This window comes from Rhizobium croatiense (assembly GCF_019793465.1).
In the GTDB taxonomy this organism is placed as follows: domain Bacteria; phylum Pseudomonadota; class Alphaproteobacteria; order Rhizobiales; family Rhizobiaceae; genus Rhizobium; species Rhizobium croatiense.
On the sequence record NZ_JAILYJ010000014.1, the window covers coordinates 58,155 to 80,683 of the forward strand.

General features: G+C 63.5%; 20 protein-coding genes. 7 read left to right on the top strand and 13 right to left on the bottom strand.

Annotated elements, in window-relative coordinates:
* Positions 1-6 precede the first annotated feature (6 nt).
* Genes K6M89_RS21660 through mmsB form a run of 7 tightly spaced genes read left to right on the top strand, consistent with a single transcriptional unit; the run spans position 7 to position 7,103 of the window.
* Positions 7-1,212, top strand: coding sequence for an ABC transporter substrate-binding protein (locus K6M89_RS21660; protein ID WP_097582177.1), 1,206 nt, complete (start codon positions 7-9; stop codon positions 1,210-1,212).
* Between the two features lie 5 nt (positions 1,213-1,217).
* Positions 1,218-2,000 (top strand): ABC transporter ATP-binding protein, encoded by a 783-nt coding sequence (locus K6M89_RS21665; protein WP_097582178.1) that lies wholly within the window; start codon positions 1,218-1,220, stop codon positions 1,998-2,000.
* Positions 2,000-2,701, top strand: coding sequence for an ABC transporter ATP-binding protein (locus tag K6M89_RS21670; protein ID WP_222140918.1), 702 nt, complete (start codon positions 2,000-2,002; stop codon positions 2,699-2,701). Before K6M89_RS21665 ends, K6M89_RS21670 begins: the two co-directional genes overlap by 1 nt.
* Positions 2,702-2,705: 4 nt before the next feature.
* Positions 2,706-3,593, top strand: a complete 888-nt coding sequence (locus tag K6M89_RS21675) for a branched-chain amino acid ABC transporter permease (protein ID WP_222140919.1) — start codon at positions 2,706-2,708, stop codon at positions 3,591-3,593.
* A 1-nt stretch (position 3,594) separates the two neighbouring features.
* On the top strand, positions 3,595-4,584 hold the full coding sequence (locus tag K6M89_RS21680) for a branched-chain amino acid ABC transporter permease (RefSeq protein WP_097582180.1): 990 nt from the start codon (positions 3,595-3,597) through the stop codon (positions 4,582-4,584).
* A 32-nt stretch (positions 4,585-4,616) separates the two neighbouring features.
* On the top strand, positions 4,617-6,212 hold the full coding sequence (locus tag K6M89_RS21685) for a GMC family oxidoreductase (protein ID WP_222140920.1): 1,596 nt from the start codon (positions 4,617-4,619) through the stop codon (positions 6,210-6,212).
* A gap of 9 nt (positions 6,213-6,221) precedes the next feature.
* Positions 6,222-7,103, top strand: a complete 882-nt coding sequence (mmsB, locus tag K6M89_RS21690; RefSeq protein WP_064684504.1) for a 3-hydroxyisobutyrate dehydrogenase — start codon at positions 6,222-6,224, stop codon at positions 7,101-7,103.
* A gap of 238 nt (positions 7,104-7,341) precedes the next feature.
* Here mmsB and fhuB read toward each other — a convergent pair whose 3' ends face one another.
* The 13 genes from fhuB to K6M89_RS21755 form a co-directional block, all read right to left on the bottom strand.
* Positions 7,342-9,318, bottom strand: coding sequence for a Fe(3+)-hydroxamate ABC transporter permease FhuB (gene fhuB, locus K6M89_RS21695; protein WP_222141001.1), 1,977 nt, complete (start codon positions 9,316-9,318; stop codon positions 7,342-7,344).
* Positions 9,311-10,195 carry an ABC transporter substrate-binding protein gene (locus K6M89_RS21700; protein WP_222140921.1) on the bottom strand — a complete coding sequence of 295 codons (885 nt, stop codon included), beginning with the start codon at positions 10,193-10,195 and terminating at the stop codon, positions 9,311-9,313. The genes fhuB and K6M89_RS21700 overlap by 8 nt, the downstream gene beginning before the upstream one ends.
* A 2-nt stretch (positions 10,196-10,197) precedes the next feature.
* Positions 10,198-10,977, bottom strand: coding sequence for an ABC transporter ATP-binding protein (locus K6M89_RS21705; RefSeq protein ID WP_222140922.1), 780 nt, complete (start codon positions 10,975-10,977; stop codon positions 10,198-10,200).
* A 95-nt stretch (positions 10,978-11,072) separates the two neighbouring features.
* Positions 11,073-13,232, bottom strand: coding sequence for a TonB-dependent siderophore receptor (locus tag K6M89_RS21710; RefSeq protein ID WP_222140923.1), 2,160 nt, complete (start codon positions 13,230-13,232; stop codon positions 11,073-11,075).
* A gap of 161 nt (positions 13,233-13,393) precedes the next feature.
* The gene (locus K6M89_RS21715; protein ID WP_222140924.1) at positions 13,394-14,278 is read right to left on the bottom strand and encodes a helix-turn-helix domain-containing protein; all 885 of its coding nucleotides are present in this window, start codon (positions 14,276-14,278) and stop codon (positions 13,394-13,396) included.
* A 130-nt stretch (positions 14,279-14,408) separates the two neighbouring features.
* Positions 14,409-15,167 (bottom strand): fumarylacetoacetate hydrolase family protein, encoded by a 759-nt coding sequence (locus K6M89_RS21720; protein WP_222140925.1) that lies wholly within the window; start codon positions 15,165-15,167, stop codon positions 14,409-14,411.
* Between the two features lie 89 nt (positions 15,168-15,256).
* Positions 15,257-16,636, bottom strand: coding sequence for an FGGY-family carbohydrate kinase (locus K6M89_RS21725; protein WP_222140926.1), 1,380 nt, complete (start codon positions 16,634-16,636; stop codon positions 15,257-15,259).
* Positions 16,633-16,953, bottom strand: a complete 321-nt coding sequence (gene rhaM, locus K6M89_RS21730) for an L-rhamnose mutarotase (protein WP_222140927.1) — start codon at positions 16,951-16,953, stop codon at positions 16,633-16,635. The genes K6M89_RS21725 and rhaM overlap by 4 nt, the downstream gene beginning before the upstream one ends.
* Positions 16,950-17,960 carry an ABC transporter permease gene (locus tag K6M89_RS21735; protein WP_222140928.1) on the bottom strand — a complete coding sequence of 337 codons (1,011 nt, stop codon included), beginning with the start codon at positions 17,958-17,960 and terminating at the stop codon, positions 16,950-16,952. Before K6M89_RS21735 ends, rhaM begins: the two co-directional genes overlap by 4 nt.
* Positions 17,957-18,958, bottom strand: a complete 1,002-nt coding sequence (locus K6M89_RS21740; RefSeq protein WP_222140929.1) for an ABC transporter permease — start codon at positions 18,956-18,958, stop codon at positions 17,957-17,959. The genes K6M89_RS21735 and K6M89_RS21740 overlap by 4 nt, the downstream gene beginning before the upstream one ends.
* Before the next feature lie 9 nt (positions 18,959-18,967).
* The gene (locus tag K6M89_RS21745) at positions 18,968-20,500 is read right to left on the bottom strand and encodes a sugar ABC transporter ATP-binding protein (RefSeq protein WP_222141002.1); all 1,533 of its coding nucleotides are present in this window, start codon (positions 20,498-20,500) and stop codon (positions 18,968-18,970) included.
* A 158-nt stretch (positions 20,501-20,658) separates the two neighbouring features.
* Complete coding sequence (gene rhaS, locus K6M89_RS21750) at positions 20,659-21,654, bottom strand: rhamnose ABC transporter substrate-binding protein (RefSeq protein WP_097582193.1); 996 nt, start codon at positions 21,652-21,654, stop codon at positions 20,659-20,661.
* A gap of 46 nt (positions 21,655-21,700) precedes the next feature.
* Positions 21,701-22,513, bottom strand: a complete 813-nt coding sequence (locus K6M89_RS21755) for a DeoR/GlpR family DNA-binding transcription regulator (RefSeq protein ID WP_064684517.1) — start codon at positions 22,511-22,513, stop codon at positions 21,701-21,703.
* Positions 22,514-22,529: the final 16 nt, after the last annotated feature.

The window sequence follows — 22,529 nt, forward strand, 5'->3', positions numbered from 1 at the left end:
GATAATATGCGTAAGAATCTCATTGCATCAGTTGCATTTCTGCTAGCGAGCAGCACGGCGGTGCTCGCGCAGAGCGCGACCGACGGCAAGGTCAAGATCGGCATTCTGAACGACCAGTCGGGTGTCTATGCCGATTTCGGCGGCAAATCTTCCGTCGAGGCCGCCAAGATGGCGGTCGAGGATTTCGGCGGCAAGGTGCTGGATGTGCCGGTCGAGATCGTCGATGCCGACCATCAGAATAAACCGGATATTGCCTCCAATATCGCCCGCCAGTGGTATGACACCGAGCAGGTGGATGCGATCATGGAGCTGACGACTTCTTCCGTGGCGCTCGCCGTGCAGGCGATCGGCAAGGAAAAGAAGAAGATCGATATCGTCACCGGTGCGGCGACGACCGATCTCACCGGCAAGGCTTGCTCGCCCTACGGCTTCCACTGGGCCTACGACACGCATGCGCTCGCCGTCGGCACCGGCGGCGCGCTCGTCAAGCAGGGCGGCGACAGCTGGTTCTTCCTGACCGCCGACTATGCCTTCGGCTATTCGCTGGAGCAGCAGACCAGCGAATACGTCAAGGCGAGCGGCGGCACGGTCGTCGGCGCCGTCCGTCATCCGCTGTCGACGCAGGACTTCTCGTCCTTCCTGCTGCAGGCGCAATCGTCCGGCGCCAAGGTGATCGGCCTTGCCAATGCCGGCCTCGATACCTCGAACGCCATCAAGCAGGCGGCTGAATTCGGCATCACTCAAGGCGGCCAGCATCTGGCGGCGCTGCTCTTCACGCTTGCCGAAGTCCATGGCCTCGGGCTTGAAGCAGCGCAGGGCCTGACACTGACGGAAGGCTATTACTGGAACCGCGACGACGAAAGCCGCGCCTTCGCCAAAAAGTTCTTCGACCGCACCGGCAAGATGCCGAACATGGTCCATACCGGCACCTATTCGGCGGTGACGCAATATCTGAAGGCGGTGCAGAAGGCCGGCACCGACGAGACGGAGGCCGTTGCCAAGCTATTGCATGAAATGCCGGTTGACGACGTCTTCGGTCGTGGCGGCACGGTCGGCGCCAATGGCCGCATGATCCACGACATGTACCTGCTGCAGGTCAAGAAGCCTTCCGAAAGCAAGGAGCCGTGGGATTACTTCAACGTGCTTGCCACCATTCCCGGTAAGGAAGCCTATATCGATCCCGCCAAGAGCGGCTGTGACCTGGTGAAGTGAGCGAAATGGCGGTTTCCGCGATTGAAACGCAGGAAAAGCCGCGGGTGGTACTATCCGCCCGCGGCCTGCGCCGCGATTTCGGCGGCTTCACGGCCGTCAAGGACGTCGATCTCGACGTGCATGACGCCAGCGTGCATGCGCTGATCGGTCCGAACGGTGCCGGCAAGACGACGGTCTTCAACCTGCTGACCAAGTTCCTGCAGCCGACCGCAGGCACGATCACGCTGATGGGCACCGACATAACAGGGACGGCACCCGACAGGGTGGCGCGCATGGGACTGGTGCGCTCCTTCCAGATCTCGGCGGTCTTCCCGCATCTCTCCGTTCTCGACAATGTGCGGGTGGCGTTGCAGCGGCCGAACAATCTTTCCACCCAGTTCTGGCGGCCGCTTTCGGCGCTCGACCGGCTGAACGAACGCGCCGAGCAACTGCTCGCCAGCGTCGGGCTTTCCAAGGAGCGCGATCATATCGCCGCTGATCTTTCCTATGGCCGCAAGCGCGTGCTGGAGATCGCCACGACGCTGGCGCTCGACCCGAAGGTGCTGCTGCTCGACGAGCCGATGGCCGGCATGGGGCTTGAGGACGTCGGCGTCGTCTCGGCGATCATCCGCGACGTCGCCCGCGACCGGGCGGTGCTGATGGTCGAGCACAATCTCTCGGTCGTCGCCAATATCTGCCAGCATGTGACGGTGCTGCAGCGCGGCGAGATTCTTGCCGAGGGCGACTATGCCACGGTCAGCCAGGACGAGCGCGTGCGCGTCGCCTATATGGGCACGGAGGAGCATTGATGGCCGCTCTCCTTGAAGTCCAGGGACTGAACGCCTGGTACGGCGAAAGCCATGTCCTGCACGGCGTCGACATGCGGGTGGCCGAAGGCGAGACGATCACCATTCTCGGCCGCAACGGCGTCGGCAAGACGACGACGCTGCGCACCATTACCGGCATCGTGCGCGCCCGCACGGGCAGGATCAGCTTTGCCGGCAGCGATATGATGCAGGTGCCGCTGCACAAGACGGCGCATCGCGGCATCGGCTTCGTGCCGGAGGAGCGCGGCATCTTTTCGACGCTGACCGTGTCGGAAAACCTGCTGCTGCCGCCTGTCGTGGCGAAGGGCGGAATGACGCTCGACGAAATTTACGAGCTCTTTCCCAATCTCTACGAGCGTCGCGGCAGCCCGGGCACCAAGCTTTCCGGCGGCGAGCAGCAGATGCTGGCGATCGCGCGAATCCTGCGCACCGGCGTCCGGCTGCTCATTCTCGACGAACCGACCGAGGGGCTTGCCCCCGTCATCGTCCAGCGCATCGGCGAGGTGCTGCAGACGCTGAAAGGACGCGGCATGACGATCCTGCTCGTCGAGCAGAACTTCCGCTTCGCCAGCCGTATTGCCGATCGCTTCTATCTGATGGATCATGGGCAGATGGTGTCGGAATTCCCGGTCGGCGAACTGCCGCAGCGCATGGATACGCTGCACAAGGTTCTGGGAGTGTGACCAGATGACGATGATCTTCGGCATTCCCCTGCAGGCGCTGCTCGGCCAGCTGTTGATCGGCCTGATCAACGGCTCGTTCTATGCGCTGCTCAGCCTCGGCCTTGCCATCATCTTCGGCCTGCTCAGGGTGATCAACTTCGCCCATGGCGCACAGTACATGCTTGGCGCCTTCGTCGCCTATCTGCTGCTGACCTATGCCGGCATCGGCTATTGGCCGTCGCTGATCCTGGCGCCCGTCATCGTCGGCCTTGCCGGCGCGGTCATCGAGCGGCTGTTCCTGCGCCGGCTCTACGATCTCGATCCGCTCTACGGCCTGCTCTTCACCTTCGGGCTGGCACTCGCCGTCGAAGGCACCTTCCGCTATCTCTACGGCTCGTCCGGCCAGCCCTACGCAACGCCGCCCGCCCTTGCCGGCGGGGCCAATCTCGGCTTCATGTTCCTGCCGATCTATCGCGGCTGGGTGGTGGTCGTCTCGCTCGTCGTCTGCCTCGGCACATGGCTGCTGATCGAAAAGACCAAGCTCGGCGCCTATCTCCGCGCCGCCACCGAAAACGCCGTGCTGGTGCAGGTCTTCGGCGTCAACGTGCCGATGCTCCTGACCTTCACCTACGCACTCGGCGCGGGGCTTGCGGCCTTTGCCGGGGTGCTGGCCGCGCCGATCTACCAAGTCTCGCCGCTGATGGGCTCGAACATGATCATCGTCGTCTTCGCCGTGGTCGTGGTCGGCGGCATGGGATCGATCATGGGTGCGATCATCACCGGCTACGTGCTCGGTATTGCCGAGGGCCTGACCAAGGTCTTCTATCCCGAGGCCTCCAATATCGTGATCTTCGTCATTATGGCGATCGTGCTTCTCATCAGGCCCGCGGGCCTCTTCGGCCGGGATGCTTGACATGGCTGACATCACCGAAACCATCCGAACGGAAAAAAGCCGAACCGCCCTTTCGGTGCAGGCCGCTTTCCTCGCCATCGGGCTGCTGCTGCTCCTGCTCGCGCCGTTCTTCTTCTATCCGATCTTCCTGATGAAGCTGCTCTGCTTCGCGCTGTTTGCCTGCGCCTTCAACCTGCTGCTCGGCTATACCGGCCTGCTGTCCTTCGGCCACGCCACCTTCTTCGGCGGCGCGGCCTATTTCACCGCCTATACGGTGAAGGCATGGGGCCTGCCGCCGGAACTTGGCATCCTGATCGGGGTGGCGGGGGCTGCGTTTCTCGGCCTCGTCATGGGTTTCTTCGCCATCCGCCGCCAGGGCATTTATTTCGCGATGATCACGCTGGCGCTGTCGCAGATGTTCTTCTTCTTCTGCCTGCAGGCGGAGTTCACCGAAGGTGAGGACGGCATCCAGTCGGTGCCGCGCGGCCATCTCTTCGGGTTCATCGATCTGAACAGCTCGACCAACATGTATTATTTCGTGCTGGCCGTCTTCCTCGTCGGCATCTTGATCATCTGGCGTTTCATCAATTCGCCGTTCGGCATGATCCTGAAATCGATCCGCGAGAACGAACAGCGGGCGATCTCGCTCGGCTATTCCGTGGCGCGCTACAAGCTCGGCGCCTTCGTCATGTCGGCAGCCCTTGCGGGGCTGGCGGGCGCGGTCAAATCGATCGTCTTCCAGTTCGCGACGCTGACCGACGTCGCCTGGCAGATGTCGGGCGAGGTGATCCTGATGACGCTGCTCGGCGGCATCGGCACGCTGATCGGCCCACTCTTCGGCGCCGGATTGGTCGTCGTGCTGGAAAACTACCTCGCCACCTCGGAATTTCCGGTGACGATCATCACCGGCATCGTCTTCATGGTCTGCGTGCTGATCTTCCGCCGCGGTATCATCGGCGAATTCTACGCTTCGCGGCTGGGGCGGAAGCTGGGCTTCGTCTATCGCCGCTGAACGGGCGGCATCTGGGGCTTCGTGCAGGGCACATGGATCGTTACGACTACATCATAATCGGGGCAGGCAGCGCCGGCTGTGTGCTTGCCAACCGGCTTTCTGCCGACGGCAAGAGCATAGTGCTGCTGCTCGAAGCCGGCGGCAACGACAATTACCACTGGATCCATATCCCGGTCGGCTATCTCTACTGCATCAACAATCCGCGCACCGACTGGTGCTTCACCACCGCGCCGGAAGCGGGGTTGAACGGCCGGGCGCTGAGCTATCCGCGCGGCAAGGTGCTCGGCGGCTGCTCGTCGATCAACGGCATGATCTACATGCGCGGCCAGGCGCGCGACTACGATCTCTGGCGGCAGATGGGGTGCACCGGCTGGGGCTGGGATGATGTTCTGCCGTTCTTTCGCAAGTCCGAGGATTTTTATCGCGGCGAAGACGAGATGCATGGCGTCGGCGGCGAATGGCGCATCGAGAAGGCGCGCGTGCGCTGGGCGGTGCTCGACGCCTTCCAGCAGGCGGCGAGAGAAGCCGGCATTCCGGAGACGGCGGATTTCAACCGCGGCAACAATGAAGGCTCCGGCTATTTCGACGTCAACCAGCGTTCCGGCATTCGCTGGAACACCTCGAAAGCCTTCCTGCGCCCGGCGCGCAAGCGCTCCAACCTGACCGTGCTGACCAAGGCGCAGGTCCGGCGGCTGCTGGTGGAGGAGGGCGCCGTCGCCGGCGTCGAATTCCAGCACGACGGCGTGGCGAAACGCGCTTATGCCGCCCGAGAAACCATCCTTTCGGCCGGTTCGATCGGCTCGCCGCATATTCTCGAACTCTCCGGCATCGGCCGGGGCGATGTGCTGCAGCGGGCGGGCGTCGATGTCGTCACCGAGGTCAAGGGTGTCGGCGAGAACCTGCAGGACCATCTCCAACTGCGTCTGGCCTATAAGGTGACTGGCGTTCCGACGCTGAACGAGAAGGCGACGAAGCTGATCGGCAAGGCGGCGATCGGGCTCGAATATCTCGTTCGCCGCTCCGGGCCGATGGCGATGGCGCCGAGCCAGCTCGGCATCTTCACCCGCTCGGGGCCTGATCGCGAGACGCCTGATTTGCAATATCACGTGCAGCCGGTGTCGCTGGAAAAATTCGGCGATCCCGTCCACCCTTTCCCGGCGATCACGGCGAGCGTCTGCAATCTGCGACCGGAAAGCCGGGGTTCGGTGCACCTGTCGAGCCCGGATTTTGCCGCCCAGCCGACGATCAGCCCGAAATACCTCTCGACGCAGCGCGATCGTGACATAGCTGTCCGTTCGATACGGTTGACGCGCAAGATCGTCGCGCAGCCTTCCTTCGCGAGGTTCAAGCCGGAGGAGTTCAAGCCGGGCCCCAGCTATCAGACCGAGGCCGATCTGGAGCGGGCGGCGGGCGATATCGGCACGACGATCTTCCATCCCGTCGGCACCTGCCGCATGGGCGCCGACAGGGACAGCGTCGTCGATCCCCGGCTGAGGTTCCGGGCGCTCGGCAAGCTCAGGATCGCCGATGCCTCGGTGATGCCGTCGATCACCTCAGGCAACACCAATTCGCCGACGATCATGATCGCCGAAAAGGCGGCGGCGATGATCCTCGAAGACAATCGATAGGAGAAGACCATGGCAAGGATCGCATTCATCGGGCTTGGCAATATGGGCGGGCCGATGGCGGCCAATCTCGTCAAATCAGGTCACGAGGTCCTCGGCTTCGATCTCGCGGCGTCGGTGCTGAAGGCGGCCGAGGCGAGCGGCGTCAAACCGGCAAGTCATGCCAGCCAGGCGGTCAAGGACGCGGAGATCGTCATCACAATGCTGCCGCAGGGCCGGCACGTGCTGACGGCCTGGACCGATATCCTGCAGACGGCGGCGCAGGACACGCTGGTGATCGATTGCTCCACCATCGATGTCGACAGCAGCCGCAAGGCGCATGAGATGGCCAAGGCCGCAGGCTGCCTGTCGCTCGACGCACCCGTCTCCGGTGGCACCGGCGGGGCGAGCGCCGGCACGCTGACCTTCATGGCGGGCGGCTCGGACGAGGCCTTCGCCAAGGCGAAGCCGATCCTCGAGGCCATGGGCAAGAGGATCGTCCATTGCGGCGAGGCCGGTGCCGGCCAGGCGGCAAAGATCTGCAACAACATGATCCTCGGCATCTCGATGGTCGGCGTCTGCGAAGCCTTCGTGCTCGCCGAAAAACTCGGCCTCTCGCACCAGGCGCTGTTCGACGTCGCCTCGACCTCGTCAGGCCAGTGCTGGTCGATCAATACCTATTGCCCGGTGCCGGGACCGGTGCCGACCTCGCCGGCCAATAACGGCTACAAACCGGGTTTTGCCGCGGCGCTGATGCTGAAGGATCTCAAGCTGTCGCAGGAGGCGGCACTGGCAAGCGGCGCCTCGACGCCGATGGGTGCCGAGGCGGCCCAGCTTTTTGCGCTGTTCGAGAAGCAGGGCAATGGTGGACGGGATTTTTCGGCGATTATCGAGATGTTCCGCGAGCGGAAGTAAGCAACCTTCGACACCGGCCAATGGATGCGGTGTGGATGCTCGGCTCAAGGCCGAGCAGGACGGGGTGTGGCTGTGGATTCCAGGCCTTGAGCCTGGAATCCAGCCACCCCGCGTCTGCGCGGTGAATGAACCCATGAGGCCTTGAAGGGAGTCTCCCGCGCCCAAGGACTTGGGCGCGCTGGATTCCTGTGACAGGCACAGGAATGAGAGAGAATGGGGCGACGTTCTGCCGGCCGCCCTACTTTCGCGACAGCAGCCAGACGAGATAGGGGCCGCCGATCAGCGCGGCGAAGAGGCCGACCGGTACCTGGTAGGGATAGATGACGACGCGTGACAGCCAGTCCGCCGCCATCAGCACGCCGGCGCCGAAGATGAGGCTCGCCGCAAGCTGGTGGCCCGGCGCGCGGAAGCCGGCAAGGCGCGCAAGATGCGGCGCGATGAGGCCGGTGAGGCTGAGCGGGCCGACGAGGAACGAGGCGATCGCCGTCATCAGCGCCGCGAGGATGGCGAGCACCAGCCGGCTTGCCCCGACAGGAAGGCCGACAGCGCGACCGAGGCCGGCCCCGAGCGGCAGGATCGTCAGCCAGCGGCTGAGAAAGGGCAGGGGTGCGGTCAGCGCGGCGAGCGAGAGGATGGCCGTCCAGGCTTCGAAGGCGCCGGCGCGGTTGGTCGAGCCGGACAGCCAGGTGAGCAGGATATAGCCGCGCATATCGCCCTGGGCGAGCACCATGGTCACGATCGCCATGGCGAAGGCGCCGACGCCGACGCCGGCAAGCAGCATGCGGTCCGGCGAGAACCCCGCGCGGGCGGAAATGGCGATCATGGCGAGGAAGGCTGCCAGCGCCCCGAGCGCCATGGAAAGCAGCATGGTGACGGGCGAGGGGAAGCCGAAGAGAAAGAGCGCAATGGTGAGGCCCGCCCCGGAACCGCCGCTGACGCCGAGCACTTCGGGGCTGGCGATCGGATTGCCGGTCATGCGCTGCATGATGAAGCCGGCCGCCGCCAGCATGGCGCCGGCGCCGGCGGCCACGCTCGTGCGCGGCAGGCGGAAGGGCAGGAGATCGGCAAACAGCGCGCCGGTCGCGACATGCCAGCCGTTATCGGCCGGGCCGAACGTGAGAACGACGGCAAAGAGCAGGACGAGGGCCGTGAAGAGCAAAGCAAGGGCCTGAATCGGCGTTGCGAGCCTGTTCAGCGCTCCTGCCGGCCGGGCGGCAATGGCTGAAACGGCGTGCACGCGCGGCAGCAGAAAGAGCAGCAGCGGGCCGCCGAGCAGGGCGGTTCCGGCGCCCGTGGGCGCGAGATCGGTAAAACCGGGGCCGAGGATCTGAGTGAGGCAATCGGTCAGGAAGAGCAGGCCGGCGCCCGTCAGCGGCGCTGCCACCATCAGCCGGCCGGAGCTGCGCGTGCCGGCAAGTCTTGCGATCGCAGGCGCGGCGAGCCCGAGAAAGCCGATCACGCCGACCTCTGAGGTCACCGAGGCGGCAAGCCAGACGGCGAGGGCGACGATCGCCAGGCGGGTCGAATGCAGGGCAAGGCCGAGGCTCCTGGCGCCGCTGTCGTCGAGCGCGAGGATGCGCAGCGGCCGCACCAGCAGCAAGGCGGCGGCAAGGCCGAGGATAAGGCGGGGACCGAGCGACAGGACACCGTTCCAATCCTGCTGGCTGAGCGAACCGGCGCCCCAGATATAGATCGACATGGCATATTCGCCGCGCGAAAGGACCAGCGTGACGCTGAGCGCCGAGGCGATCAGGCTGACGATCATGCCGGAAAGCGCCACGGTCACCGGATCGAGCCCGCGCCGCCAGCTCAGAGCCAGCACGAGGGCGACAGCCGTGATGCCGCCGCCAAACGCTATCATCTCGCGCGGCAAACCGATGAGCAGAGGCGAGACGCTCATGGCCGCCGTCATCGCCAGTTCGGCGCCGGCGGCGATGCCGAGCGTCGAGGCGTCGGCGATCGGATTGCGCAGCACACGCTGCAGCAATGCACCGGAAAGGCCGAGTGCGGCGCCGGCGATCAGGGCGAGTGCTGCGCGGGGCAAGATGCCGTTCCAGAGCAGCATCCGGTTCAGAAGAGCCGCATCAGCGGCGTCGCTCGGCACCAGCGGACGCGTTGCGATCAGAAGCGTGAAGACGGTGATGCAGGTTCCGACGAGCATCATGCCGATGACGGGCGTGCCCTGGCTTCGTGCGGGCCTGGCGCGGCTAACCATTCCATGCATGGCCGAGCCCCTCCGCCAACAGATCGGCGAAGCGGCCGGCGGCCGGCAGCGCGCCATAGGGATTGATCGAGCCGAGCATCAGCACGCGCTTTTCGCGCACGGCAGGCAGGGCATTCCAGAAGCTGCTCGCCGAAAGGGTGACGAACGCATCGGCGGGTTGCGGCGCGATCATGACGATCCAGGCGTCGGGCATCGACGCCAATGTCTCTATGCCGATGGGGGCCGCCGCCGAGTAGCTGGTCGCTCCCTGCCAGGCATTGGTCAGGCCGACGCGTTTCAGCACTTCGCCGAACATGCTGTCGGCGCCGAAGACGCGGAAATGCCTGGCGTCGCCGAGATTGATCGGGATAACGGGACGCCCGTCGCCGTCGGTAAAAAGAGAGCGATGGCGGTCGAGCCGGGCTGAAAGCGCCTCGGTCAACTGCCTGGCAGCGGGAAGCTGCAGACGCTCGCCGAGTGCAAGCGTTACCTGCTCGGCCAGCGCAAAGGGGCTTTCGCCGGGCTTGTAGATCGCATGGCTTTCCACCGGTGCAATCAGGCGCATGCGCTCGTCGGCCCAGGCATAGAAGTTCGAATTGAAGATCAGCTCCGGTCGCGCAAACCGCAGCACCTCGAAATTCGGCGTGCCGCGCAGGCCGAGATCGGCCACCGCCGCCGGCACGTCAGGTGCAACGGCGACCTCGCGGAACTGCCGCAATTCGGTTGCCGCAACGACGTTGGCGCCGATGGCCAGCAGGGTTTCGAGCAGCGCCCAGTCGAGCGTGGCGACGCGCACGCCCTCCGCTGCCCGCACCAGCGCGGGGGCGGAAAGCGAGGCCGTCGCACCGGCCAGAAATTGCCTGCGGGAGAAGTAAGCCAGAAAAGCCATGCCTACAACAGATAGCTCACCGGTTCGTTGCGAACCGGATGCGGAAAGACGCCCATGCCGACGCCGAAAATCGACTGCAGCGTCTCGGTCTGCATGATCTCGGCGGGCGTGCCTTCAGCGGTGATCCGGCCGCGGTTGAGCGCGATGATCGCATCGCAATAGCGCGCGGCCAGATTGATGTCGTGCAGGACGACGATGACGGTCAGTCGGCGTTCGTGACTGAGTTCCTTGACCAGCGAGAGAACGCTGGCCTGATGCGCGAGATCGAGTGCGGAGGTCGGCTCGTCGAGCAGCAGGCAGCGGGCATCCTGGGCGAGCATCATGGCAATCCAGGCGCGCTGGCGTTCGCCGCCGGACATGTTGGCGACGAGACGGTCGGCGAAATCCTCGAGCTCGGTGCGGACGATCGCTTCCTCGACCTTGCTGCGATCGGTCGCGCTAAAGCGGCCGAGCGTGCCGTGCCAGGGAAAACGGCCGAGCGCTATCAGTTCCCGTACGGTCATGCCGTCGGTCGCCGGCGTGAATTGCGGCATATAGGCGACGTGCCGGGCAAATTCGCGGGCGCCCCAGTCGGCCGCCTGTTTGCCGTCGAAGGCGACGGCGCCGGCTTTCGGCGCGACCTGGCGGGCGATGATCTTCAAAAGTGTGCTCTTGCCGGACCCGTTCGGCCCCACCAGCCCGTAGATGCGGCCCTGCGCGAGCGTCAGGTCGATACCGTGCAGAATGGATTTCGGCCCGACGGCATAGTCGATTCCCGACAGGGCAAGGAAAGGCGAAGGCATGGTCTGCTCCAGGTTCGTCGCTGCAAACGGGGTTCGGAAGGGGCTTGCCCTCCCTTTCCCGCAGGTTCCTGCAAAACTAAACTCAGATTGTCAACTTACCACTTTCTGCTGAGCTTGAAGGTGACGGTGCGGGCGTCGCCATAACCGCAGACGGTCAGGCCGCCGCAACCCTTGACGTAATCCTTGTCGAAGAGGTTGGTGACGTTGAGCGCGGCGCCCCAGTTTTCTTTCTCGTAGCGGATCGCCGCATCGACGAGGGTGGCCGCCGGCACCTTCTCGGTATTGGCCTCATCGGCCCAGGACCAGCCCTGATGGCGCACGCCGGCGCCGAAGCTCATGCCCTCGAAAGCTCCCGTCGTCAGCGTATAGTCGATCCAGAGCGAGGCGGTAACCTTCGGAACGATATAGGGTGAATTGCCGACGAGGGACGGGTTGGCCTCATTCTCGGTCACTTCCATGTCCGTATAGGTAAGCGAAGCGAGAAGCTTCCAGTTCTCGTTGATATTGACCTTGCCTTCGAGTTCGGCGCCGCGCGAGACGACTTCGCCGAGCTGGCTCTGGGCGAAGGTCGCCGGATTGGTGACCGTGTTGTTGCGCTTGGTGATGTTGAAGACCGATGCAGTCAGCGAGCCGTCGATGAAGCTCGGCTCATATTTGATGCCGCCTTCAAACTGCTCGCCTTCCTCCGGCTTCAGCGCGCCGGATACGCCGGTGCCGATCAGCGGGTTGAAGAAAGTCGCGGCGCTGACATAGGGCGTCAGGCCGTTGTCGAATTCATAGGCAAGGCCGATGCGGCCGCTGAGTGCGCCTTCATTGGTGCTGAAGGTCGTGCCGATCCTGGCATCCTGGTTGATGTCGACATAATCGTATCGGCCGTTCAGCGTCAGCAGCCAGCCATCACCGAAATGGATGCGGTCCTGAGCATAGACGCCGATCTGGTTCTTGGTGACGATGCCATCGGCATAGACGAAATTGGTGCCCTGCGCCGTGCCGTAGACGGGGTCGGTGGCGCTGATCGAATTGGAGCCGCAGCAGGCCTGCCAATTGTCGAGACGGTAATAAGTGTAATCAAGCCCGACGAGCAGATTGTGCGTGGCACCGCCGATGTCGGTCTCGCCTTCGAGCCGGTTGTCGATCGAGAAGGTGTCGACGCCGGAGCGCCCCTCGAAACCGATGCGCGCCAGCTGATAGTCCGGACCCGTCGGAACGCCACCGACCCAGCCGTTCAGGTAGGGGCCGATCTCGTGTTTGTCGAGCCGGCCGTAGCGCAGGTTCTGAGAGAACTTGATGTCGTTGTCGAACTCATGCTCGAATTCGACCCCGATCATCTTCTGAACATAGCTGCCGTCGTCGATGTCGGGCTCGCCATAAAAGGCGTCGCGGTCGATCTTGCCGAACGGCGCATCCTCGACGGTGCCGACATAGGGGAAGAAGCCGTTGCCGGTATGCACCTGATCGATGCCGGCGAGGCTGCCCCAGACCGTCAGGCTGGTGCCGTCATCCGGCGAGATGGTCAGCTGCGGCATGATGAAGCCGCGGAAATCCTCGGAAAAATCCGAATAATTGTCGCCGCCGGCAACCTTGCCGGTGATGCGGTAGCTCATCGCTCCGCTGGAGCCGATCTTGTCTGAGACATCGAAGCCGGTGAAGGCGTTGCCGTTGCTGTTGATGCCGATCTCCGTATAGAAGAGCGACTCGCCGAGCGGGCGCTTGCGGACGAGATTGACGATGCCGCCGGGATTGGCGCCGCCGTAAAGCACGGAAGCCGGCCCCTTCAGCACCTCGACACGCTCCAGCATGAAGGGATCGAGCTGGAAGCCGCCGAAGCCGTAGCTGAAAAGCGTCAGATTGTCGAAGAAGACGCCGGTCTGGCCGGCGTCGAAGCCGCGGATATAGAACCAGTCGGTGTCGCCGTCTTTGCCAAAGGGCTGCGAGGTGACGCCCGGCGTATAGAGCAACGCCTCGTCGATCTTGTTGGTGATGCCGCGATCGTCCATTTCCTCAGTGCCGACGACGGAGACGGACTGCGGGATTTCATTCAGCGGCGTATCGCTCTTCGAGCCGGCGGAGGAGTTCTTGGCGACATAGCCTTTGACGGGGTTGGTCGCGGTGTCGCCGCCGCCCTGGATGACGATCGGTTCGAGCTCCGTCGACGTCGCGTCCTGTGCCGCGGCGGAGCCCGCCATCAGGCCGTCGATCGCAACGCCTGCCAACAGATTTATCTTGAAATTGCGACCCCTGGTCTGCCCGCGCATGTCTTGTCCACCCCACTCGTGCCGCGACGCTGGCGCGGCGAAGCCTTAATAAGGTGAGCGTTTAACTCAATTTTACCGGCTCGGCTTGTCCGGATCGGGGAAATTTGAACGTTTTTGGGCAATTCTCCGGCTCGCAAACAATTGCCCGATAACCGTTGCAATTAGGCAAGCTGGGCCTTTTTCCAGCTGGCCGGCGTGCTGCCGACATGCTTGCGGAAGACGCGGGTGAAATGCGCCTGATCAGCAAAGCCGGTTTCGGCGGCGATCGCGGTCAAGGCATATTCGCTGTCGACGAGCAGGCGCTTGGCCCTGTCGAGCCGGGCATTTGTCTGCCACTGATGCGGCGCGATGCCGGTCGAAGCCTTGAAGGCATGGCTGAAATGCGATTGCGACAGGCCGGTCAGGCCGGCGAGTTCCTCGAGGCGGATGTTGCGCAGGCAGTTTTCCTCGATGAAATCGGTGGCGCGGCGAAGTTGCCAGGAGGCCAGCTTGCTGCGTTTGCGCGGCACGGCCTTGGATAGCTTCAAGACGTCGATGATCAGCGCCAGCGCGAGGCCGTCGCCATAGAGATCATGCAGCGGCTCCGGATTGAGGCATTCGGCGGCGACCAGCTGCGCCAGCGCCAGCACCCGATCATCGGAAAAGAGAAGCTGCGGGCTTTCGAACCGGCGCGGATCGATATCTTCCATCAGCCGGCGGCCGATCGTGTCGGCGTCGAAATGGAGATCGAGATGGCGCACCGAATGCACGCCGGTGAGGTCGGCCCAGACTTCCATGCCGGCCGGCACATAGGAGATCGGCCGCTTCTCCGCATCCTGAACGGCGCCCTCGGCCTTCGGCGACAGCTTGATGCGCGAATTGCCCGGTCCCCGTTTGTCGAGCATGATAAAGAGCCGCGGATCCCGCGAGACATAATAGCCGCCGGCATAAGCGGCGCATTTGACGTCCCAGACATCGGCGACGATGCCGTTCCATTGGCGGCGATGCACGCCGCCAATGACGGAGAAGCCCTGGATCTTGTTCTGCATCCGCGGTTGAAACGTCATTTCCATTTCCGCCTCCGGCCAAGCGGCGGGAGATAAACCTTCAATTAATACTCAAGTTTATTACAGCAGGCGGAACCGGATGACAATCACCGAATGAGGTCCGGATCCGGGAACGGCAAGCCGCGACCGATCAGGGCTTCGACACCGAGAAACGGAGTTGGCTGTCGCCGAAGAGGATATCGATCTCGCCTGGCTCCGCCAGTTCGATCGCGCCGCTCAACGTGCCCGTGGTGATCAGCGCGCCTGCCCTCAGCGATGTCTCCGGGCGCAGGCCGTCATTGGCGTAATCGACGAGCCAGGCGAGAACGTCGCCCTTCGGGTGCTGCGCCGGACCATCATAGATCGTGCGGCCGGCATGGGTGACCTTGAGCGGCGTGCCGGCGGCGGTATCGACAGCGCTTTTGTCGAGCTTCGGGCCAAGTACATAGCCGCTATTGCCGAGGCGGTCTGATGTAAACAGCAGAAAGGAGATGCTGCCGCTTTCCCTGACCGCGCTGACCAGCAGCTCGGCGCCGAGATGGGCAGCCGAGATCGCCTCGACCACTTCGGCGCGGCTATAGGCAGTGCCGGTGCGGATCGGCAGATCCTTGCCGAGGCGCACGGCGATCTCGGTTTCGAACTTCATGCCCGGATACCAGGGGATGCTCGCGCCCGAGGCGGCTTCGGCATAGGGATGCAGCGGACCGGTGACCGCCTGACCCTGCGGCGAGACCGTCACCTTCCAGGCATTGCTGGAAATACCGTCGGCCGCAGTCAGGAAATTCTGCGCCTCCATCGCCTGATGCAGGTCGGCCGGCAGCGCGAAAGTGCCGGTTTCCTCCTGTCGGCCGGCCTGGCGCAGGCTGTGCAGTCTGGCCGCAAGGGCGCGTGGATCGAATGCCTCTGTCATGCTGTCTCCTCGAGCTGATTTTCGAGGTGGCACACTAGCGGCAGGGCAGCAATGAACAAGTGGGTCTTGGGCCGAAGTTGGAAAAGCTCTTATTCCATCGCCGCGTACCAGCGATCGCGATAGGCGGCGAGCTCCGCTATTTCGGCCGGCGGAACATGCGTCTCGGCTCCGGATACCGGCCGGATGCCGGTGAGAAGGGCAGCACCCTGGCTGGTGCCGGTCGAGCCGGGAAGGGCGAGGACCTCGCGGCCGACAAGGGCGGCAAGCAGCTTCAGATAGATCTCGTTGAGCGCAAAGGGCCCTTCGACGATGACCGGACCTTTGGCGCCGATCAGTTCGAGGCAGGCATCGGTCATCAGAGCGAGATAGAGGCAGGTGGCGGCATGCCGCTCCTCGCGGCTCGCCTCTTCAGCGCCGATCCAACGGCTGGTCTTTCCCGGAAAGGGTCCGGAACCGGGGGCGATGTTGGGCAGCAGCATCATGCCCTTTTCGATGACGGGGCCGATCGCCGCCTGGGCCGCCTTTTCGTCGACAGGGCCGATTTCGGCCGACAGGATCTCGAATTCCCGCCCGCCCATGAAACGCGAGGAGGGGACGGCCCGGCCATAGGCATCGACATTGGCGAGCGCATCGCGTTTGGCATCGAGGTGATCGAGATCGCCGCCGACGCCGAAATTGATGACCCAGGTGCCCGTGGAGACGACGGCGAAGGGGGCCTCGCGATGGACGAGATGCGGTAGCAGCGAGGCGTTGGAATCGTGAATGCCGCAATACACCGGCACGGGGGCTGCGAGCCCAAGCTCCGCGGCAATCTCGGGCAGCACCGGGCCGAGCGCATCGAAGGCGGAGCGGATCGGCGCCATCAGCGCGCGGATGCCGAGCCTGTCGACGAGCGAGGAATAGCAGCCCGCCCTGGGATTCCAGAGGTCGGTGTGGCAGCCGAGCGAGGTCAGCTCGCTGGCGGCAACACCCGTCAGCCGCGCCGTCCAATATTGCGCATAGGTGAGGATGGTCGCCACCTCAGCGAACGCCTCGGGAAAGGCGGTTCTCTGGTAATGCAGCTGTGCGCCGACATTGAGGCCCATCGAAAGGCGCGGCGAGAAGGTCTCGTTGAAGGAGGGGCGCAAGGCCGTATAGGCATCGCGGATCACTTGCGGATATTCGTGTTCATAGTCGATCACAGGCATGGCGAGCTGACCGTCCCGATCGAGCAGCGCGGCGGCGGCGCCATGGGTGGTGATCGAGATGGCGTCGAAGCCTGTTTCCCGCGCCAGCGTCTTCAGGGCATCGAGCGCGAAGGACCAGAGAGCCTCTATATCGTAATGCGGGTAGGGACCGGTCTTGATCGTAACGTTCGGCCGTTTCAGGACGGCGATCTCGGCGCCCGTCCCGCTGTCGAGAACGACGACCTTGGCATTGGTCTTGCCGATGTCGAGAACGGCGATGCGGCGATAAGAAGTTGCGGTCATGGCATATGGAAGAGGGTGACGAGATCGCTTTGCACAGGCGAATTGTCCGGATTCGTCGCCATGATATCGGCCATATGCGCCCACCATTTCTTCATGACGGGATGCTCCGGCAGGCTCGCCATCGTGTGGTCCTTCGGCCGCGTCAACACGCCGAACAGCGTGTTGGTTTCGCGGTCGAGATGGATGGAATAGTCGCTGGCGCCGGACTGGTGCAGGAGATCGACCAGTTCCGGCCAGATCTCGTCGTGTCGCTTGCGGTATTCGGCTTCCATGCCGGGATTGAGCTGCATCTTGAAGGCGTGTTTTTCTGTGGTCATCGGGAGCTCATGAGCTTGATGCGGCGGGCGATGATCGGGATGGCGATGGTGATGATGAGCAGCAGGCCGATGAAGATCGACATGACGATGCCGGGCACATTCAACAGACCGAGGCCGAAGGTGACGAGGCCCATGACGAAGGCGGCGATGACGACGCCGCCGATCCTGCCCGAGCCGCCGAGGATCGAGATGCCGCCGAGCACGACCATGGTGACAACCTCGAGTTCCCAGCCCTGGGCGATCGACGGCCGGGTCGAGCCGAGGCGCGAGGTCAGGCAGACCGCGGCGACACCGCTCATGATGCCGGTCAGCAGGAAGAGGATGAATTTGACCCGCTCGACCGGGATGCCGGAGAAGCGGGCAGCGAAGTCGTTATTGCCGATCGCATAGACCTGTCGGCCGAAATTCGTCGCATGCAGCAGGATGGCGAAGAGGATCGCCACGACGATGAAGAGCACGAATTCGAAGGAAAAGACCCAGTATACGTAACCCTGACCGAAATAGGCGAAATCGGCGGGGTATTTGCCATAGGCCTGGTCGCCGAGCACGATATAGGAAATGCCGCGGAAAAGGCTCATCGTGCCGATAGTGACGACGATCGACGGCAGTTTCAGCACGGAGACGAGCACACCGTTGAAGATACCGCAGGCAAGGCCGGTGCCAATGCCGATCAGCACAAGGCCGGGCGTGCCGATGCCGGCTTGAGCTGCCGCTCCCATCGCCGTCGAGGCGAGCGCGATGATCGCGGCAACCGAGAGGTCGATCTCGCCCGAGATGACGAGCAGCGCCATGGCGAAGGCAATCATCGCCTTTTCGGTGAAATTGAAGGTCGCGTCCGAGAGGTTCCAGGCATCGAGGAAATAGGGCGAAGCCAGCGAATTGAAAATGAAGATCAGGACGGCGACGCCAAAGAGCAGCACTTCCCAGCTTGCGATAATGCGGCGGAAAGGTGTGCCGAGGCGGTCGGGGATGACCCGCTTTTCGGACGGCGTGGAAACGGCGCTCATGCTGCGGCCTCCGTTCTGGTGTCGGCTGCGGCGCGGTCGCGCAGGATGATGCGGCCACGGTTGCGCTCGCGCCGGGCGTTGAAGGCGACGGCGAGGATGATGACGGTGCCTGATATCGCCATTTGCGTGAAGGGTGAAATACCGATGACCGGCAGCGCATTCTTGATAACGCCGAGGAAGAGCGCGCCGAGGACCGTGCCGGCGACCGAGCCGACGCCGCCCGCAATCGAAATGCCGCCAATGACGCAGGCGGCAACACTGTCGAGTTCGAAACCGTTGGCGATATCGACATAGGCGACAGCATAACGCGACACCCACAGATAGCTCGCGAGACCCGCCAAGGCACCCGAGAGGACGAAGGCCAGGAATTTCGTCCGGCCCGTATCGATGCCGGCATAGACCGCCGCGGTCGGATTGCCGCCGATCGCATAGGCCGAACGGCCGAACTGGCTGTAGCGCAGCAACATGTACATCAGCGCGACGATAATGATCGCGACCCAACTCAGCACCGGCAGGCCGAGGATCGGCGTACGGGGAACGGCGAGGAAGGTCGGCGTCATCTGATGCGCGTTGACCCAAGCTCCGCCAGAGAGCACGAAGGCCATGCCGCGATAGATGGTGAGCGTGCCGAGCGTCACGACGATCGGCGGGATCTCAAGGCGCCAGACGAGGAAGCCGTTGATCGTGCCGAGTGCCGCGCCGATGACGATCGCGGCGAGGATGAGCACGGCGAGCGGTAGGCCGGGATATGCGGCGTTCATCATCGCGATCGCCATGCCGGTGAAGGCGAGATTGGCGGCGACCGACAGGTCGATCGATTTCGTCAGGATCACCGTCATCTGCGCCAGCGCCAGGATGATCAGGATGGAGGTATCGTTGAAGATGCCGGCGAGATTGTCCGGCGTTGCGAAATCGGCTGCCCGCGTCGAGAAGATCGCGATCATCACGACGATGATGAGGAACAGCAGGGTTTCGCGTTTTCTGATCAGTCTTGCCATGCTTTTACCTCATGCATTGCCGGTGGCGGCGCGCACCAGTGATTCCGGCGACAGTTCGGCGCGTTCGAAAATTCCGGCCGAGAGGCCTTCCTTCATGACGAGGACACGGTCGGACATGCCGATGATCTCCGGCAGTTCGGACGAAACCATGATGATCGACAGGCCTTCGGCGGCGAGTTCGCTGATGAAGCCGTGCACGGCCGCCTTCGAGCCGATATCGATGCCCTTTGTCGGTTCGTCGAGGATGATGACCTTCGGCGCCGTCGCCAGCCATTTGCCGATGACGACCTTCTGCTGGTTGCCGCCCGACAGCGTGCCGACCGGCACGGAAAGGGCGGCGGCGCGCAGATCCAGCCGCTCGGCATATTTGCGGGCCAGCGCGAATTCGTTCGCCGCCCTGAGGAAGCCGTGGCGCGAAGTGCGGGCGAGCGAAGGCAGCGTCATGTTCTGGAAGATCGGCATCGGCAGCGCCAGACCATGGCGGCCGCGTTCCTCCGGCACATAGACGATGCCGGCGCGGATCGCGTCCTGCGGCGAATGGATGGTGATCTCGCGGCCTTCGAGCATCATCGTGCCGGAAAGCGGCTTGGTGATGCCGAAGAGCGATTGCGACAGTTCCGAGCGGCCGGCGCCGATGAGGCCGTACACGCCGAGAATCTCGCCCTTGCGCAGGGTGAAGGAAATGTCGCGAAATTCGGTGCGGTGGCTGTAGTTGCGGATCTCCAGCACCGGGCCACCGATGGCAACATCGATTTTCGGAAAGACGTTCTCGACGTCGCGGCCCACCATCATCCGGACGATCTCGTCCTGCGGCGTGTCCTTGAGCCGCCCCTGGCCGACGGCCCGACCGTCGCGGAAGACGACGAAATCGTCGGCGATTTCGTAAAGCTCGTCGAACTTGTGGCTGATGAAGAGGATCGCCTTGCCCTGGTCCTTCAGGCCCCGGACGATCCGGAACAGATCGTCGATCTCCTTGCGGGAAAGGGCGGCCGTCGGTTCGTCCATGATGACGATGCGGGCCTCGATCGACAGCGCGCGGGCAATCGCCACCAGGTGACGCTGCGCAATGGAGAGGTCCTTCAGCCGGATGGTCGGATCGATATTGCTTTCAAGCGCAGTCAGCAGCGTTTTCGAGCGGCCGTTCATCGCCTGCCAGTCGATGGTGCGCAGGCGCGTGCGCGGCGCATGGCCGAGGAAGATGTTTTCGGCAACCGTCAGCTCGTCGAAAAGCACGGTTTCCTGATGGATGGCGGTGACGCCGGCATCGATCGCCGCCTGGGCGCTGGCAAAACTCGTCGGCCGGCCGTCGACCAGGATCTCGCCTTCGTTCGGCCGGTAGATGCCGGTCAGGATCTTGACGAGCGTCGATTTGCCGGCGCCGTTTTCGCCGATCAGTGCGGTCACTGTGCCGGGATGAAGGGCGATGCTGACGTTGTCGAGCGCCTTCACGCCGGGAAAGATCTGGGAGATTCCGCGCATTTCCAGAATGGCGGGCGCGTCTGGCATGGGGCTCGTTTCGTGCTTTTGCGTTGCGGCGTGCATTGTTCGTTTCACCTTGAAAACCCCTCCCCAACCCCTCCCCACAAGGGGGAGGGGCTTGACCCACCGCGATGCCGAGGCTCGCGATGGGCGGGGCGTTGCTTCAGATTATCTCCCCCTTGTGGGGGAGATGGCCGGCAGGCCAGAAGGGGTCTTAACGATCAGAAGACCTTGGAGAACTGGTCGATGTTCGAAGCATTGTAGACGAAGGGATCGGCCATGGCGGCTTCGCCGTTGTCGCCGACCTTGATCTTGCCCATGCGGCCGGCATTGATCTCGCTGCCCGGCTTGCCGTCGGTCTCGCCCTTGACGAGGCGATAGGCGATCTGGGTTGCGGAATAGCCGAGATCGATCGGGTTCCAGATGGCGAATTCCTTCGTGGCGCCCGACTTGATCGCGCCGGCCATTTCGGACGGCAGGCCGAGACCGGTGACATAGACCTTACCGACGAGACCCTTGTCTTCGACGACCTTGGAGGCGGCGAGAACGCCGACCGTCGTCGGAGCGACGATGACCTTGACGTTCGGGTTCGACTTCAAGAGGCCTTCGGCTTCACGATAGGACTTGTCCGAGAGGTCGTCGCCGTAAACCGTGGTGACGAGGTTAAGGCCCGGGAAGTCCTTGAGCTGCTTCTTCATCTGGTCGATCCAGATGTTCTGGTTGGTCGAGGTGGTGGTTGCCGACAGGATGGCGAAGTCACCCTTGCCGCCTTCCAGATGATCCTTGGCGAGCGTCAGGCACATCTTGCCGATCAGTTCGTTGGACGAGGGGTTGAGCTGCAGGATGCGGCCTTCCGGTGCGACGCCGGAATCCCAGGAGATGACCTTGATGCCGCGCTGGGTCGCCTTCTTCAGCGCCGGAACGAGCGCGTCCGGATCGTTGGCCGAGACGGCGATGGCATCGACGCCCTGGGCGATCAGCGAGTTGATGACTTCGATCTGGCCTTCGGCCGTCGTCGACGTCGGACCGGTGTAGATGACCTCGACGCCGCCGAGTTCCTTGGCGGCTTCCTGGGCGCCCTTGTTGGCGGCGTCGAAGAAGCCGTTGCCGAGCGACTTCACGACGAGGCCGATCTTGATGTCCGCGGCGGTTGCCGTGCCGGCCATCATGGCGACGGCGAGCGCGACGCCGAGCGCAAGTGTCTTTGCGAGTTTCATGTGCTTTCCTCCCTTAAAGATTAGACTTCCACACCTCGGCGGCGCCTCATGCGACCGACGAGGAATCCTCCCTCACAGCCTGGGTCACCGGGCTTGCGACAACGAGCCGGACGCCGGCATTCTCGACCATGCGCGCCGCCTCTTCCGAAATCCCGTCATCGGTGATGACCACGGAAACGCGGTCGAGCGCGCAGAGAATAAGGCTCGACCGGCGATTGAATTTGCTCGAATCGACCATGACGACGAGCTCGTCGGCCTGATGCATCAGCTTCTGCTCGCTCTGGATGATGAGGGCATCCGCCTCCATGATGCCGAGCGGGCCGACACCCTGGGCGCCGATGAACATGCGCCGCGCATAAAAATTGCGGATCGCGTCATTGTCGAACGGCGACAGGATTAGGCTCTGCTCGCGATAGATCGCGCCGCCCGGCACCGTCACCGTGTTTTTGGAATGCTTCACCAGATGTTCGGCGATGGCAAAAGAGTTGGTCATGACCTGCATGCGGTGGCCGGCCATATAATGCACCATCTGGAAGGTCGTCGTGCCACCATTGATGATGATGGCGTCGCCGGCTTCGCAGAGATCGACGGCGGCGCGTGCAATTGCGCGCTTTTTATCGATGTTGACTGATTCTGAAACCCGGAAGGGTCGGCCGGCAAGATTGCCGAGCTGCGGCGGATGCACTGCCTCCGCGCCGCCGCGGACACGGCGGATCTTGCCCTGCACGTGAAGAGCCGCAATATCGCGCCGGATGGTCGCTTCGGAAGCTTCCGTCAGCTCGGAAATGTCCTGGATCGTAACGACGGACTTTTCCTGAACGGCGCTCAAAATGATGCGATGGCGTTCGCGTTCGTGCATTGGGCTCCTCCTCTTG